We start from the raw sequence: 14,435 nt of genomic DNA, 5'->3' as shown, positions 1-14,435 counted from the left end.
CTAAAGGAAGTTTCATGCAAAGTGTGCCATAACCAGTGTCTATACTAACGGCCTTTTTTTCGTTTAGGACAAATTGCCTATGAAGACATTTATGAAAGACGAGTTAGCCCTGCTACTGGGAATACTGACCTTAGTATTCTTTAAGACCGGTGGCGATAGCTTACTCGCCGATGGCACCGCCCTCTCGACCTATATTCCCGTTTCACTCGCCCTATTGGGTGTAGTGACTTGGGCTATTTTCTCTGTGGTACGCCACTCAGATGCACTAGCGATTAAGCTTGGCGATCCCTATGGCACCTTAATCTTAACTTTATCGGTCATTTCACTCGAAGTGGTGATGATCTCCTCCGTGATGCTGACCGGAGAACCTAACCCTGTCATGGCGCGCGACACTATGTTCGCCGTAGTCATGTTGATCATCAATGGCTTAGTGGGCTTTACATTATTACTTGGCGGCTGGCGTTACCATACCCAGCATTTCAATTTAGATGGCGTAAAATCCTATCTCGTGGCGATTATTCCCCTCGCCCTACTCTGTTTAGTACTGCCCAATTTTACCGAAGGTGGCACTATTGGCGGCATGTCTAAAGCCATGTCTTGGATGCTGATCATTATTTCGATACTGCTCTATGGCGTCTTTTTAGTGGTACAGACGAAGAGCCACAGCCATTTCTTTGTCGATGCCGATCATGAAGACCATGAGGAACACCACGGCATACTGCGCAGTAATGCTTACCATACGATTCTATTAATTGGCTACTTACTTGTGGTCATTTTGCTGGCAAAAACCTTAGCTATGCCCATCAATTACAGCGTAGCAACCCTAGGTGCTCCACAGGCATTAGGGGGCTTTATTGTGGCCTGCTTGATTTTATCCCCCGAAGCTGTGGGAGGCTTTAAGGCCGCGTTAAACAATCAATTACAGCGGGCGATGAATCTGTATTTTGGCTCAGTGCTCGCGACGATTGCACTCACAGTCCCTGCGGTATTAATTATTGGCAGCGTGATAGATCAAGAAGTCCATTTAGGCCTGTCACCCGCCGACATGGTGCTGTTAATCACCAGTTTAATGGTCTGTAAGGTAAGCTTTAGTAGCGGTCGCACCAATGCATTGCATGGCGCGACTCATATAGTGTTGTTTATCGTTTACTTGTTCTTAATGTTTGAACATGCCTAAACTTGATTAAATCAAAGGCCGAGCGTGATTTATTTGCGTCTCGGCTTTACGCTTTTCTCATCCAGATTGACCCGCAGTAAGAGTACAAACCAGACTAAAGCGCCAACAACAAACCAGATAAAAATCCACACTAACTTATGGCCATTACGAGCCTCAAATGGCTCAAATTTGGGCATAAAAATCGTTTGATGTTCAGCTTGGTAAAGCGGACTTTTTTGTGCGGCGCTGAGCAACTCTGAACGAAGAGAGGATGGGGCTAATCGTTCAAGGTAAACAAAACTCTGGGGGTCCAACTCATTGAACTCATTTAGGGATTTAGCCAAAAACGCTTTGAATTGCGCTTCTTTCTCATCGGGTTCAAGTCGATTACTGATCTCCTGCTGATAAACTTTACCATACCAAGCGAGGGCCTTAGCATGCCAACTGTCTGCACGCTCTGCAAAAATCGGCATAGCGATATACAGCGCCATATTTAAGTGACTACTATGTTTACCTGTAACCTCTAGGCTTCGCTGCAAACCAATTTGCGTCTTATCAATATAAGATTGCTGCAACTGATAATACTGAGTATTTTTATGGAGATATAATTCTTGTATCGAAGCTAATTGCGTTAACTTCCCCGTGGTCGTCTTGAGATATTCCTGCGCAACGATGCAAGGAACAGCCATTAATTGCACCGCGATCAATAAATAGAAAAAGCGCGAATTATCTTTAACAAACTTGAGTCGTTTTAGCCTAGGTCGGATATAAATGATCGACAATAGCCAAGACAGTATCTGCGGCAGCCACAAATTAACGATATCTTCATCTAGGCTAAAAAACTCAAGGTTAACCAACAACAGCCAATGGACAAAACTGTAACCAGAAACAAATAACAGGCTGAGAAATAAGAAGGGAAAATAGATAAGTTGAATTTTTTTTAAAAATAAATCCACACGAATGTCATCCTTGAGAACATAAAATAACGATTATGGTACGCTCAAATCCATCATAAATTTACCAAAATTGAGTAGAAACTCAAAGCGTTAAAACATAAAGGCCAGATTGATTGCTCATCTGGCCTTTATGTTTTAACTTTTATAAAGCTGCAACCGAGAAACTAGGTCTCACTCAACTTAGCTAATTGCTGCTGGCTACGTTGTTTCTTGTATTGCTTAGCTTCAGCAGGAATAGGAGTGACTTTGCCAGTCTCTAGCCAGTTACGTAAACGGTTAGCATCCGCAATATGAGTATATTTGCCGTAAGCATCGAGCACGACAAATGCCACTTGGCGTTTTGCCATTTCAGTACGCATCACAAGGCAGTGCCCTGCTGCATTCGTAAAGCCTGTTTTGGTTAGATGAATATCCCAGTTATCTTTATAAACCAAACGATTGGTATTACGAAAATCTAAACTGTATCTTGGGTTGGCAAAGGTAACCGTCTTCTTCTCGGTCGAACTCAGCTGGCCTAGCATAGGGTACTTTTCACTGGCCTTAAGTAATACAATCAGATCACTGGCACTCGAAACGTTTTTATAGGATAAACCTGTAGGTTCAACATAGCGGGTATTTTTCATTCCCAGCGCTTTTGCTTTGGCATTCATCGCCTTAATAAAAGCTTTATGACCACCGGGATAATGATGTGCAAGACTTGCAGCTGCACGGTTTTCTGATGACATTAAGGTCAGCAATAACATTTCTTTACGGCTGATTTCACTGCCGATACGAACTCGAGAATAAACACCTTTCATTTCTTTGGTATCACGGATGTTTACCGCAAGCTTTTGCTCCATAGGTAACTTTGCATCCAGCACCACCATAGCTGTCATCAACTTAGTGACAGATGCAATTGACATTACTGCATTAGGATTATTGGAATAAAGCACTTCATTGGTTTTTAAGTCCACGACTATCGCACTACGTCCTGCAATTTCTTGCTTTAATGGTGCTTGCTTCGTTTTTGCTGTCGATTGAGTTTTGGTGCTTTTATATGCGACAGAGGCCGAATCGGCTGAATGCGCTGTCGTGGCAACGGTGAGACTGCTGCACGCAAGAATAAAACTACTGAGCAGAAAACGGATCTTCATATAGATTTCACTGAATAGATAAGGGATCGATTGTGCTATGGCACAGGTTTTGGCTAAGTATAGGAGTTCTACAGTGAAAGAAATAGAATGCAATTAGACTTTTATCAGTAAGATCAGCACTTTCTTCTCAATTTTTTTATATAAAACCAGCTTAACCTGTCACCAATTCAGAGCAATAAAGCATCTAGATCTAGGCTTTTCAATTACAGTAGAGACAAAATCTTAGGAATAGGCTTTTTTCAGTATAAAAATTTGAAATGAAAATAATGGGCGACTTTTTGCACTTTTAACAAAAGTCCCTGTACAACAGTGGTTTCAAGCATCTAAATACGTCATTTTAGGCGAATGAAAGCGTTAACATACGCCATAAAATGTCGCGTTATAGCATCATATCCGCTAGCGTAAGACAAATTCGAGTAAAGCTTCAGTATCTTCGCTCTCTTGTATCAGTTGGTCTGTCAGCACAAAACCGTGTCTGAGCAGCACTCGCAGTGAAGCTAAATTATGTTTAGCCACATGGGCAAAAAGGGGTCTTAAACTGACTAAAGGCAAAAATTGCGCTAAGGTCTGTGTCGCGATACCTTTGCCCCAATATTCACGGTCAATCCAATACCCTATCAGCGCTTGTCCATCACTTTGCCAATGCCCAATATTGCCCACAAACTTGCCATCAACCACTATCGCCCTTGGTAATACATTCACTTGTCCCAGAATATTTTGATGCCAATGTTTAAAAAACGCTTCTCGATCCCGAGGAGGAAATTGAGCAAGCTGGTTAGCAATGGGATCGCTTTGATGCACAAAAATAGCTTCAAGATCACTTTCAATAATCGGGCGTAAACTCACGCTGTATTGTGTGTTTGGTTGTTTGTCTGACTTACTAGACATAGGTATCACCATTAATACTATGTATTTCAACTTGGTACAGCATGCCACATTTTATGAAGGTAAGCTCAAAAAAAAAGCGCATAACCGAGAAGGAGTTAGCGCTCGAAGAGGCAAATTTGCCGAAATTGAGGTGTGTAAATTCAAGCCATAAAACTCACACGATAGCATTCAAAGCCTAGATAAAAATCAATGCAAAAACGGGGGCGCCTAACACCATAGCAATACCAATAAAAATCATAGTCAAACTGGCGATAACGCCCTCTTGCTTGCCGATTTCATTGGCTTTTGCGGCGCCAGCACCATGGGCAGATGCCCCTAGAGCAACACCTTTACCTAACGAAGTACGAATACGCATAAATTTAAATAAGGGATCGCACACCAAGATGCCAATGACGCCTGTAATTAACACCATCATGGCCGTCAACTCAGGCACGCCGCCAAAGGCACTGGTCGCTTCCATCGCAAAGGGAGTCGACACCGAACGCACCAGCAAACTCTTAGACAATTCCACCGGTAAAGGCACAAACTTCACCAACAGCCAAGAAGACATCATCCCCAAAAACAATCCCGCCGTCACACCTAACCCTATCGTCAGCGGATACTGGCGGATCAAGTTACGCTCACGATAAATCGGCAAAGCAAAGGCGATAGTCGCGGGCGCTAACATGGCCATCAACCAATGGGTGTACTCAAAATAGGTTGGCAGCGGGATCTTAAGATTAAACACCAATAAGGTAATCACTATTGGCGCTAACACTATGGGCGCTAACCACCAGACTCTATGGTACTTATAGAGACGCTTGGCGCCGAAGTAACAGAATATTGTCAGCAATAAGCTGAATAAGGCTAATCCGGTCTGCGACAACACAAAATCCACCACTTTTGAGTCAGTCATCATTAAGCCGCCTTAGCGTGGCGACGGGCTTGCTTTTTGATGTTCAGTTGGCGCTCAAAACGAAACACTCTATCGACCACAAAGCCTGTACCAAACATCACACACACACTGCCCATCACTAAAGTGAACAATATATTGGTGCCGTATTGCTCAAACAAACCTTCGTACTTAATAACGGATATCACTGGCGGGATGAAAAACAGCAATAACTCACCAATCAACCAAGCGGCGCCCAGTTGCACTGCATTTTCAGGAATGAGTTTAAAACCTAATAAAAATAAGAGTATGCCTAAGCCAATCACACTCCCTGGAATAGGAGAATGTGCCCAAGTGGCGAACCAGTGACATGCGAAGGACAGTAAACAGAAGAGGCCGATTTGGCTTAATAACAAAGCCCAATGTCGACACTGACGTATTGCGGCTTGTGGGAATGACATGATTTTCTCGGTTAGAACAAAGTTTTCTATAGGGCTATTCTAGGCTTGCCTATTTGATAAAAAAAATGAATATTAAGAATGTAATGCATGAATTTTAAGAATACATTTAAAGGTGAACCTTAATGGACCTCAAAGTTATCCGCTATTTTATCGAAATCGTCGATGCTGGAGGCTTCGGTAAAGCCAGCGAAAAAGTCCATCTCACCCAACCTGCACTATCAAAAGCCGTACGCCAATTGGAAGAGGAGCTAGACCTCATCTTACTCGAACGCGGTAAACGCGGCACCCAAGTCAAACTCACGCCCGCGGGCGAAGTTGTTTACCGACATGGCAAAGAGTTACTCGCTGGCCGACAACGCATGCTCGCTGAACTCACGGCCCAACGCAGTTTAACCGCGGGCGAACTCAATCTCGGATTGGCTCCTCTAGGCAGTGCCGAAATTTTTGCCCCGATTATTGCCAAATATCGCCAGCAATATCCGCAGATAGAGATGCACTTACTCGTCCGTGGCGGTGTAGAGCAAACCGCGGCAATCCAAAAGGGCGAAATTGAACTGGCTACTGGGATTATTGATTTTGATGAGGGCTATGATGGCATACGCGTGTTTAACGATCCTATGGTAGTAGTGCTGCCTAAGGAAAATCCGTTATCCACCCGACAGATATTATCGTTTAGCGATCTTAGTGCCGACCCTCAGGTGATGTTCGAAACCGAATACACTCTCTATCAATTAGTGCTCAATGCCTGCCGACAGGCAGGATTTGTCCCTAAAAACATCACCCGCGTTAGCCAAGCCGATTTCGGGATTGCCTTAGTCGCCGCAGGCACAGGGGTTATGGTATTACCGCGCTCCATCGCGCGGCGCTACAGCGTGCCAGGCGTCGTAAATATCCCGCTGGCGAGTGACGAGCTGCGCTGGGAGTTATCCCTCTTTTGGCGCAAAGACCAAGTCTTATCCTTCGCGGCTCAAGCCATGATCGCCTTAGTCGAGAAGCACTTAACCCATAAATAACCCTATTCTTACCAAGGAACAACTAAGCTTAAACGCACTAGCGTATCGCTATCCCATGGCAGAATAGGCAAATACTCAGCCGAGTTAACATCGACTTTGGCATAGTGGTCTAAATTGTACTGCGTGTGCTCAGCGCTCAGCATTAACACGCTATTGGGCCGCCAAAAATCGGTTTGGTAACTCAGCTCAAAGCGATATTGATTCTCTAACCATTGGTCTTCGTCTTGCCAGGTTTGTGAGGCCACTTGCATATGTAGCTTAGGCGTCACATTAGCCCCTACACTTCCCATAAAGGTATAAGCAAACGTACCATTCCCAAAATCGCCACGATCGTAACCTCGAGTTCTAGGCACATCATCATCGATTTCGAGATAGTAATAACCCGCCCCCGCCTTTAACTGGGCCTGTAATGCTTGTCCGTCAAAGTTAGCTGTCAACCCAGGAAATACCTTCGCTTGTTTCTCAACCGAGCTAACGGTATTACGCTTTCCCTGTAAATCGAACTGCCAACCGAATGAAAACGCGGGATTAACACGATAAAGTTCACCGCTCGCGGCATAGGCAGACTTAAACCACACAGGGATGTGGTCAGGGTCGAGTTTATCGACATCTACGTCTATATAGGCATCCAGCGCCGCCGTCAGCAAAATATCGCTTTGGGTTTTATGTTCTAACAATAGACTCGCATTTACCCCTAAGGTGTGAGAATCCTCGACCACAAAATCATGGCTGCCTAAGCTGTAATACCACTGAGTTTGCTCTTCGGCCTGCAGTGCACTCGATAAGCACAGGGCTAAGCACACTAATGCTGAGTTGAGATAGTTCACTTTTAACTCCTGAAACATCGTTTCTAGCTTGATAATCAAATCAGCCAGAGGATTAAACTGCATAAAATAGGAATAACACCAACTAAGGTTGCCGTTAAAGAGCGGCTAAACTAGCCAATTTAATCAAAGAATAATAGGCGATAGTTCAAATTATGACACTCTCATTGAGAAGCCGCTAATAAACACCACAGAAGTATAGATAGCCAAAAACCTAACAGTAACAATAGTTATAGACCAAGGCACAATAATTCAACCCAGAAAAAACAACTTACACACAAATTTGTACAGGAAAGCAGCGGGCCTCAATCTTGCGACTGAAAACCGCAAAATAGAAATGAATTTTTAATCAAATTAAAAGCATAATTATTGACACTTAATGCTCATCTGCCTATAGTCGCCACACTGATAGTGAAATCGAACAAGAGAGTCTTAAATGAAAAAATCCATGTTATTAGGCGGCCTGACCTTAACTGCCACCTTGTTGTTAGCTGGATGCGGAAAAAGCGATGACGTGTTAGTCGTTGGCACCAATGCCGCCTTCCCTCCTTTTGAATATGTTGGCGGCCAAAGTGGCGATGAAATCAAAGGCTTTGATATCGATCTGGCCAAGCAAATCGCTAAAGATGCGGGCAAGACACTGAAAGTCGAAAACATGAAGTTTGATTCACTGATCGTCGCACTCAACTCAGGCAAGATTGATTTTATCGCCTCGGGCATGACGATTACTGCTGAACGTCAAGCCAACGTAAACTTCTCTGAGCCTTACTACGAAGCGACCCAAGTGGTACTGGTTAATAAAGATAACAATAGTATTCATACGCTTGAAGATATTAAAGGCAAACACTTTGCGGTGCAGTTAGGCACAACCGCTGACATCATGTCAAAGAAATACACCCAAAATATCACCGCCTTTAATACGGGTTTCGAAGCCATTATGGAGCTTAAAAATGCCAAGGTGGATTTAGTGTTATTCGACAGCGAACCTGCCGCTAACTATCTGGCTAAAAATCCTGAATTAAAGATGATTAAACTGGATTTTCCTGCTGAGTTTTATGGTTTCGCCGTGTCAAAAGAGCAGCCTGAACTGCTGGCGAGCATCAATAAAACACTGGCTAATATGAAAGCTGACGGCCAATATCAGACGCTCGTTTCTGCCCATATAAAGTGATATCAGCATGATAGACGCAATTAATACCTCGCTGTTTAGCCCGATTGGCGAAGATGGCATGATAGGCATACTGCTGATATTAAATGGTTTGAAAGTGACGTTAATCGTCACTTTCTTCGCCATGTTATTAGGCGCAGTGTTAGGCATTGGCACTACCTTTATGAAGATGTCGTCTAAGTGGTATATCCGCTTCCCCGCCAATCTTTATGTCGGTGTGATCCGTGGCACCCCAGTAGTTGTGCAATTAGTGATCCTTTACTTCATCGTGCTTTCAGCCTTAGATGTCGATAAAATCACCGCCGCCATTATCGCTTTTGGTCTCAATAGCGGCGCGTATATTTCTGAGATAATCCGCGCAGGGATTCAAGCCGTTGATAAAGGTCAAACCGAAGCGGCCCGTTCACTTGGCTTGTCCCAAGCAATGACCATGAAATCGATTATTCTGCCCCAAGCGATTAAGAATATTCTGCCCGCACTTGGTAATGAATTTATCGTGCTCCTCAAGGAAACCGCTGTCATTGGCTTTATCGGTGGTGTTGACCTTATGCGCGCCGGTGAAATCATCCGTAGCCGTACCTTCGAGGACAGTGTGCCCTTATTTACCTGCGCCCTTATTTACCTATTCCTGACCTACAGCTTCACATTTGTGCTGTCGAAATTTGAAAAGAGGTTGAAACAAAGTGATTAAAATAACCAACCTGCATAAAAACTTCGGCGATAACCAAGTGCTCAAGGGCATTAGCGAGCATATTCGTCAGGGCGAAGTGGTGAGCGTGATCGGCCCAAGCGGCAGTGGCAAGAGTACCTTTTTGCGCTGTATCAATCTGTTAGAGCAGCCAAGCCAAGGCGATATCGAGATTGAAGGTCAATTGATCACAGCGCCAAACGCCTGCGTAGATAAACTGCGGCAAAAAGTGGGCATGGTGTTTCAAAACTTTAACCTGTTCCCCCATAAAACCGTCATCCAAAACATCACCTTAGCGCCCATTAGTCTAAAACTGATGACGCCAGCTCAAGCCGAGACCAAAGCCCTCGACCTACTGGCACAGGTTGGTTTAAGTGACAAAGCCAATGCCTACCCCGCCAGTTTATCGGGCGGCCAAAAGCAAAGGGTCGCCATTGCCCGCGCATTAGCGATGGAACCAGACTTGATGCTGTTCGATGAGCCAACATCGGCACTCGATCCCGAAATGGTCGGGGATGTATTAGACGTGATGAAAGATTTAGCGCTAAAGGGCATGACCATGGTCATTGTCACCCACGAAATGGGCTTTGCGCGCGATGTATCCGATCGAGTGATCTTTATGGACGGCGGTTATGTAGTCGAATCAAGCCCTCCCGATGAACTATTTAGCCACCCGAAAGAAGCCCGTACCCAAGCATTTTTAAGCAAAGTATTACGCTAGCTTAAGCGGCTTAAGTCCTGTCCCTCATGCTCACTGTCATGACCTTTATAAGTACGTGCAGTGAGCGAAGGATTCAAATTAGGATCCCAACATTCAACGTTCATGACAAAAACTAAATTAGACAAGTCAGGATATAATCATCTTTCACAACACCATAAAAATTATGCCTTTGAATTAATAGGTATTGAACAAAAGCTAAATAGCCGTTTATCTGTTCAGGGAGTTTATTGTCATTGTGTCTCCAGCGACACGCCATGAATATGTCCTTATAGGCTCGACGGCGACATCCATGTCACCAACGCTCACTGGTGACCCAATGCCAATTTTAACTACCAGTTTTGCTATATGTACGTAAAAAGCTAGTAGACATAAATGGGTTAGAATTCTTGCTCTAATCTATGATTTTCGGATTAAATTTTCTATGGATTAACGCCGCGCTCTAGGACAAACCAAAGCGCAGCGTAGATTTGTCCCTAGCAGCGCCTTGTTATGCGCTTGCCGCTTCACTTAAATCAATCTCCATTGGAATCTGATATGAATTTGTGTAAAGGCTAGCTTTAAATGATGCCCTCGGCGTGATCAGGACTTTTCCATCTTTTACTGAAATTGTACCTACCAGAGGAAATATATCCGATGGCCCTTTAAGATCAACAAACCTTTTAGTGAAAGTAGCACCTGTTTTGTGATTAATGTATTTTACAAGCCCATGAGATGCTTCGCCATTTGGGCGCAATTTATATGAAACCAGAACCGAATATGACTTAGTATGTTTTGCCTTAACCGGAAGCTCGACCGCAGAACCAAATCTTTCCACCTCGTTTGAAGCAAGCTTGATTTTTTCGGTTTTTTCTATGCTCAACTTACAAAGGTGCTCAAGACACTCAAAGGTACTGCGAATTACAAATTGTTCAAGTTCGGACTCATTTAATGATTTTAATTTCTCAAAATTTACACCGCAGTCTATATACCTAAGCCACTTTTCTGGTGTTCTATCGGAAAAAACCATCGTGCCTTCTGGAATAGCATTTGTGTAGTTTACATATAGGTGATCGAATTCTCCGAGGGATAATCCATTTGCACCAAGTATTGTGGCTATACGAGCACCCCAGTAATGAAGCAGCTTAGGAAATTTGAAAAAGCTAGAACAACTCGAAGGTAGACTCTTACCTGTCTCATATAGGGAGTCGCTAGCGTAATACCTAATATCTATTAATGCTTTTTCCATTTATATATCCGATCTCTCTTCACGCATAAGCCGCAAACAGCCGCTGCTTTGTAGTGGATTGTTTTGCGATAGCGTAGCAAAACAAGGAACGAAAAAGCCATCAGGCTGGTTTGCATTGTTATGTGTTACTCACAGAATGGACAAAATAAGTTGTTCATGAAGTCTAGTGGATCAATATTGCAGCTAGGTAGTAGAACCGTAACTCTACCGTGCTTTTGACATTCTATTTCTTGGAAGCCACCTTCTGCTTTTAAAGTACTTATTTCCAGATCGCTCCAGCCGCACCAAGGGCAACATTTTATCTCAGCTTCAGTGATAGCAGCTATTTCCTGCTCCCAGTTACACTCTCCGCAATGGACTTTGCGAATCGTTCTGGCTTCTGTGAGGTTTATTACTTTGGGTCTTTCGATCATTAAGATTCCCTTACACATAACGTTGGGTATAAGCGGATCCGCGTTAGCGAATAATAAATCAAGCCAACCATTTTAAACCAACAACTTAATGCACTTTTGGTTTGCCTTCAACCAGCGATTGCTTTGTTAAGCAACTGAAATCATTAAGCTGTGTGCTAGGCTATATGCAGGGTGATCACTGGAAGCGAGATATTCCGATAATACCTATTCTTGCTCCCAATTATCCCCTTCTCGGCGACAAACATAGTCATAGTAAAGGGTGGAACCAAAGGGCTGAAATTCCATCTCAATGCCGTTTTCGTAATACTGACCATTTTCGCAGTCCATTCTGTCATTAAGTCGTACTAAGGCATTATGAATACCACCATGTCTAGCATTAATAAGCATCTTGACGAGAATCTCTCTTTGCGGGACAGTTAGTGACGTTAAGAACTCATTTATTTCTGAATTTTCCTGCCTGTTTGGATAGCTCCCGTCTTGCAAGACCCATTTTTCAAATACTCCATCATGTAACTGAGCAAACTCGTCAACAAAGCTTCTCCACAATTCAACTGAACTCATTTTTTCTCCTGAAAGCATAACGCAGTGCCCATGCGCGTAAACTTGTAAATGCGCAGGCCTCGAATGCCTCACTCTGTTATGTGTCTGCTGCTTCATTAAACAAAATCCTGTTTGAAAACGGATCTGTTACAGTAAAGCAACGATCGCCCCAAGGCGCATCTTCAATACTAGGTTTGTTGTATTTATATGGCTTAGAAGTCACATGAGCAAATAATTGATCAAGTTCACTCACATTCACAAAAACCTTACAGCCAGGAGTACAGTCGCCTGAATGTTCGCTCAAGTGCAAAACAAAATTACCAAGTGAAACTTGTATATAAATCGGGTAGCCATCCTCAAAGCGATGTTCCCAATCTAATTCCATCCCCAGAAAGCCAAGGTAAAACTCTTTGGCTTTATCTTCATCAAAGATCCGCATAATTGGGATTGTCTGAAACTTCATGCCATCTACTCCATCACACATAAGCTTTGTCTAGTGCGCATAAGCTCCCAGTTTCAAATTTTTTTTGAAACTAATACCTGCTTTGATCACATTGTTTTTTACTTAAACCTGCTTAAAATGCTGCCATTGAATTTGTATTCCTTAATGATTTGGAGCCGTTACATGAGTGATTTAAGTTTCTTCGCCAAAAAGCGCTACACCACTAAGGCCTTTGATCCAACTAAGACGATTCCTGCGGATAAAATAGCAGAAATCAAAACCTTATTGCAGTACAGCCCATCATCGACTAACTCACAGCCTTGGCATTTTGTGTTAGCGAGTACGGCGGAAGGTAAAGCGTTAGTTGCCCAAGCGACCGAAAACTATGCGTTTAATACCCAAAAAATTCTCGATGCTTCCCATGTACTCGTACTCTGTGCTCGTGCTCAATTAGATGAAGCACACTTACTGCAAGTACTCGAGCAAGAAGCGAAGGATGGCCGCTTTGCTAATGAAGAAGCCAAGCAAGGCCAACATAATGGCCGTTCTTTCTTCGCTAATATGCATAAATTTGAGCTGAAAGATGCCCAGCATTGGATGGAAAAACAAGTCTACTTAGCGCTTGGCACTTTAATGCTCGGTGCAAGTGTATTAGATATTGATGCGTGTCCGATCGAAGGTTTTGATACCACTAAAATGAATCAAGTCCTAGGCTTAAGAGAGCAAGCTCTATGTGCCTGCGTGGTTGTTGCATTAGGTTATCACTCAGAAAATGATTTCAACGCTAAGTTGCCTAAGTCTCGCTTAGATCAAGAAGTGATCTTCACCGAAATCTAGTCCTTCACTCTATGTGAAAAATAAGCATGCCCTTGATTTTATGTGATATAAACAAGGGCGTCATGTCTAAAACTAGCCCTCTCTTAACTACCTTCCCCTAAAACCTCACTGCTGTTAACGGCTTATTTACGCCGAGAAACCATCTAAAGTAGGAGTAAACCATCACGGTATTGCTCTAAAATTCATCTTTGCCTACACTTTGGCTCTGTGGCATAGTTTGCGGCTCAACTTAGTGAATGATCATTTATCGTCGCCTTTCGAGTCATATTTGTTGCAGCCCAGCGGTTTTATCGGCGCATTGGTAACACTCACAATTTAGGATGGGACAGTCAGTATGTTATTTGCCAAACCCTCACTCACTGAAGAATCTCAATCGATTCGAGTTGCAAACACTAAGGGCGATAACCCACTGATTTGGCCGTTGCTTACGGTTTTACAAGCTTCAAATCAAAGTTGGAAAATCCATCACTTAGCCACTGAATTACAAACCCAAGGGCTGATCCACCAGCTTGATGAAAATCCGGGTAACGATTTATTCAAACGTAACTTCCTGCTGATGAACGCCCTGTTTGAGCTGCAAGAAATATTACTGCCCAAGCAATGGCTGCAAGTCAAAGCCATGGAAATTCAAATCTTCCGCTTAGTACCATCAAACGTTAACCTGCTGATAATGCAAGATACTTCCCTGCGTGAGTATTACCTCGATTGGAATAACTACGACACCAGCGAAAACGTAGTACGAGAATTACTTGAGGCATTCTGGAGCAATTATAAGAGCTATATTGGCTTAAATATCAATCTGATGAACAAAGGTAACGCGCTGCGAGTTTTCGAATTAGACGAGAGTGCTACCGCCCGTGATATCCGCAAGCAATGGCGTCGTTTAGCACTCAAATGGCACCCAGACAGACCCGATGGCGATGCGGCGCGTTTTCGCGAGGTGTGCGAAGCTTGGCAGTCGCTTAGGGATATTGCGTAAGAATTTAGCCAGTGATGATGCAGAACGGGGCTTTAATCAACATGCACCGACTTAGCGATGCGATCCTGTCTGCAGTCCTGCCAAATCTAAGGTAAAACTTCCATTGAGATCACAGATTTA

General features: G+C 43.5%; 16 protein-coding genes. 7 read left to right on the top strand and 9 right to left on the bottom strand.

Annotation, left to right across the window (positions count from 1 at the left end):
- The first annotated feature begins 79 nt into the window (after positions 1-79).
- Positions 80-1,177: a calcium:proton antiporter gene (locus KO533_RS10375; protein WP_025008445.1), complete on the top strand. Its 1,098-nt coding sequence runs from the start codon at positions 80-82 to the stop codon at positions 1,175-1,177.
- Between the two features lie 29 nt (positions 1,178-1,206).
- Here the strand turns inward: KO533_RS10375 and KO533_RS10370 are convergent, their stop codons facing one another.
- The 5 genes from KO533_RS10370 to KO533_RS10350 all read right to left on the bottom strand — a co-directional run bounded on the left by KO533_RS10370 (position 1,207) and on the right by KO533_RS10350 (position 5,465).
- Positions 1,207-2,112: a hypothetical protein gene (locus KO533_RS10370; protein ID WP_251073409.1), complete on the bottom strand. Its 906-nt coding sequence runs from the start codon at positions 2,110-2,112 to the stop codon at positions 1,207-1,209.
- Positions 2,113-2,276: 164 nt separating this feature from the next.
- Positions 2,277-3,245 (bottom strand): D-alanyl-D-alanine endopeptidase, encoded by a 969-nt coding sequence (gene pbpG, locus KO533_RS10365; RefSeq protein ID WP_105251600.1) that lies wholly within the window; start codon positions 3,243-3,245, stop codon positions 2,277-2,279.
- A 396-nt stretch (positions 3,246-3,641) separates the two neighbouring features.
- Positions 3,642-4,133 (bottom strand): GNAT family N-acetyltransferase, encoded by a 492-nt coding sequence (locus tag KO533_RS10360; RefSeq protein ID WP_219254008.1) that lies wholly within the window; start codon positions 4,131-4,133, stop codon positions 3,642-3,644.
- Positions 4,134-4,308: 175 nt separating this feature from the next.
- A complete protein-coding gene (locus tag KO533_RS10355; protein WP_028761650.1) occupies positions 4,309-5,028 on the bottom strand; it encodes an LrgB family protein in 720 nt (239 codons plus the stop codon).
- Positions 5,029-5,030: 2 nt separating this feature from the next.
- The gene (locus KO533_RS10350; protein ID WP_028761649.1) at positions 5,031-5,465 is read right to left on the bottom strand and encodes a CidA/LrgA family protein; all 435 of its coding nucleotides are present in this window, start codon (positions 5,463-5,465) and stop codon (positions 5,031-5,033) included.
- Positions 5,466-5,587: 122 nt separating this feature from the next.
- Here KO533_RS10350 and KO533_RS10345 point away from each other — a divergent pair, with 122 nt between their 5' ends.
- Positions 5,588-6,478 (top strand): LysR family transcriptional regulator, encoded by an 891-nt coding sequence (locus tag KO533_RS10345; protein WP_219254006.1) that lies wholly within the window; start codon positions 5,588-5,590, stop codon positions 6,476-6,478.
- An 8-nt stretch (positions 6,479-6,486) separates the two neighbouring features.
- Here KO533_RS10345 and KO533_RS10340 read toward each other — a convergent pair whose 3' ends face one another.
- Positions 6,487-7,368 (bottom strand): hypothetical protein, encoded by an 882-nt coding sequence (locus tag KO533_RS10340; protein WP_219254004.1) that lies wholly within the window; start codon positions 7,366-7,368, stop codon positions 6,487-6,489.
- 370 nt (positions 7,369-7,738) lie between these two features.
- On the opposite strand from KO533_RS10340, the gene KO533_RS10335 reads away from it, so the two are divergent.
- The 3 genes from KO533_RS10335 to KO533_RS10325 are packed head-to-tail and all read left to right on the top strand — an operon-like array spanning position 7,739 to position 9,879.
- The gene (locus KO533_RS10335; RefSeq protein WP_105251595.1) at positions 7,739-8,473 is read left to right on the top strand and encodes a basic amino acid ABC transporter substrate-binding protein; all 735 of its coding nucleotides are present in this window, start codon (positions 7,739-7,741) and stop codon (positions 8,471-8,473) included.
- Positions 8,474-8,480: 7 nt separating this feature from the next.
- Positions 8,481-9,161 carry an amino acid ABC transporter permease gene (locus tag KO533_RS10330; protein WP_006085903.1) on the top strand — a complete coding sequence of 227 codons (681 nt, stop codon included), beginning with the start codon at positions 8,481-8,483 and terminating at the stop codon, positions 9,159-9,161.
- On the top strand, positions 9,154-9,879 hold the full coding sequence (locus KO533_RS10325) for an amino acid ABC transporter ATP-binding protein (protein WP_028761645.1): 726 nt from the start codon (positions 9,154-9,156) through the stop codon (positions 9,877-9,879). Before KO533_RS10330 ends, KO533_RS10325 begins: the two co-directional genes overlap by 8 nt.
- A gap of 487 nt (positions 9,880-10,366) precedes the next feature.
- On the opposite strand, the gene KO533_RS10320 is transcribed toward KO533_RS10325, so the two are convergent.
- From KO533_RS10320 to KO533_RS10310, 3 genes are all read right to left on the bottom strand, one after another.
- Positions 10,367-11,104 carry a hypothetical protein gene (locus KO533_RS10320; RefSeq protein WP_106649617.1) on the bottom strand — a complete coding sequence of 246 codons (738 nt, stop codon included), beginning with the start codon at positions 11,102-11,104 and terminating at the stop codon, positions 10,367-10,369.
- Positions 11,105-11,721: 617 nt separating this feature from the next.
- Positions 11,722-12,078 (bottom strand): DUF6547 family protein, encoded by a 357-nt coding sequence (locus KO533_RS10315; RefSeq protein ID WP_251073408.1) that lies wholly within the window; start codon positions 12,076-12,078, stop codon positions 11,722-11,724.
- Positions 12,079-12,154: 76 nt separating this feature from the next.
- Complete coding sequence (locus tag KO533_RS10310; protein ID WP_105251592.1) at positions 12,155-12,520, bottom strand: glyoxalase superfamily protein; 366 nt, start codon at positions 12,518-12,520, stop codon at positions 12,155-12,157.
- Between the two features lie 162 nt (positions 12,521-12,682).
- Here KO533_RS10310 and nfsB point away from each other — a divergent pair, with 162 nt between their 5' ends.
- Both nfsB and KO533_RS10300 read left to right on the top strand, forming a co-directional pair.
- Positions 12,683-13,336 (top strand): oxygen-insensitive NAD(P)H nitroreductase, encoded by a 654-nt coding sequence (gene nfsB / locus KO533_RS10305; RefSeq protein ID WP_219254002.1) that lies wholly within the window; start codon positions 12,683-12,685, stop codon positions 13,334-13,336.
- A 334-nt stretch (positions 13,337-13,670) separates the two neighbouring features.
- The gene (locus tag KO533_RS10300) at positions 13,671-14,315 is read left to right on the top strand and encodes a DNA-J related domain-containing protein (RefSeq protein ID WP_131524261.1); all 645 of its coding nucleotides are present in this window, start codon (positions 13,671-13,673) and stop codon (positions 14,313-14,315) included.
- The last annotated feature ends 120 nt before the right edge of the window (positions 14,316-14,435 follow it).

The sequence above is a fragment of the Shewanella sp. NKUCC05_KAH genome, assembly GCF_019345585.1.
GTDB lineage: Bacteria > Pseudomonadota > Gammaproteobacteria > Enterobacterales > Shewanellaceae > Shewanella > Shewanella oncorhynchi.
The sequence above is the reverse complement of the archived record's forward strand: the minus strand, read 5'-3'. Positions and strand labels throughout refer to the sequence as shown.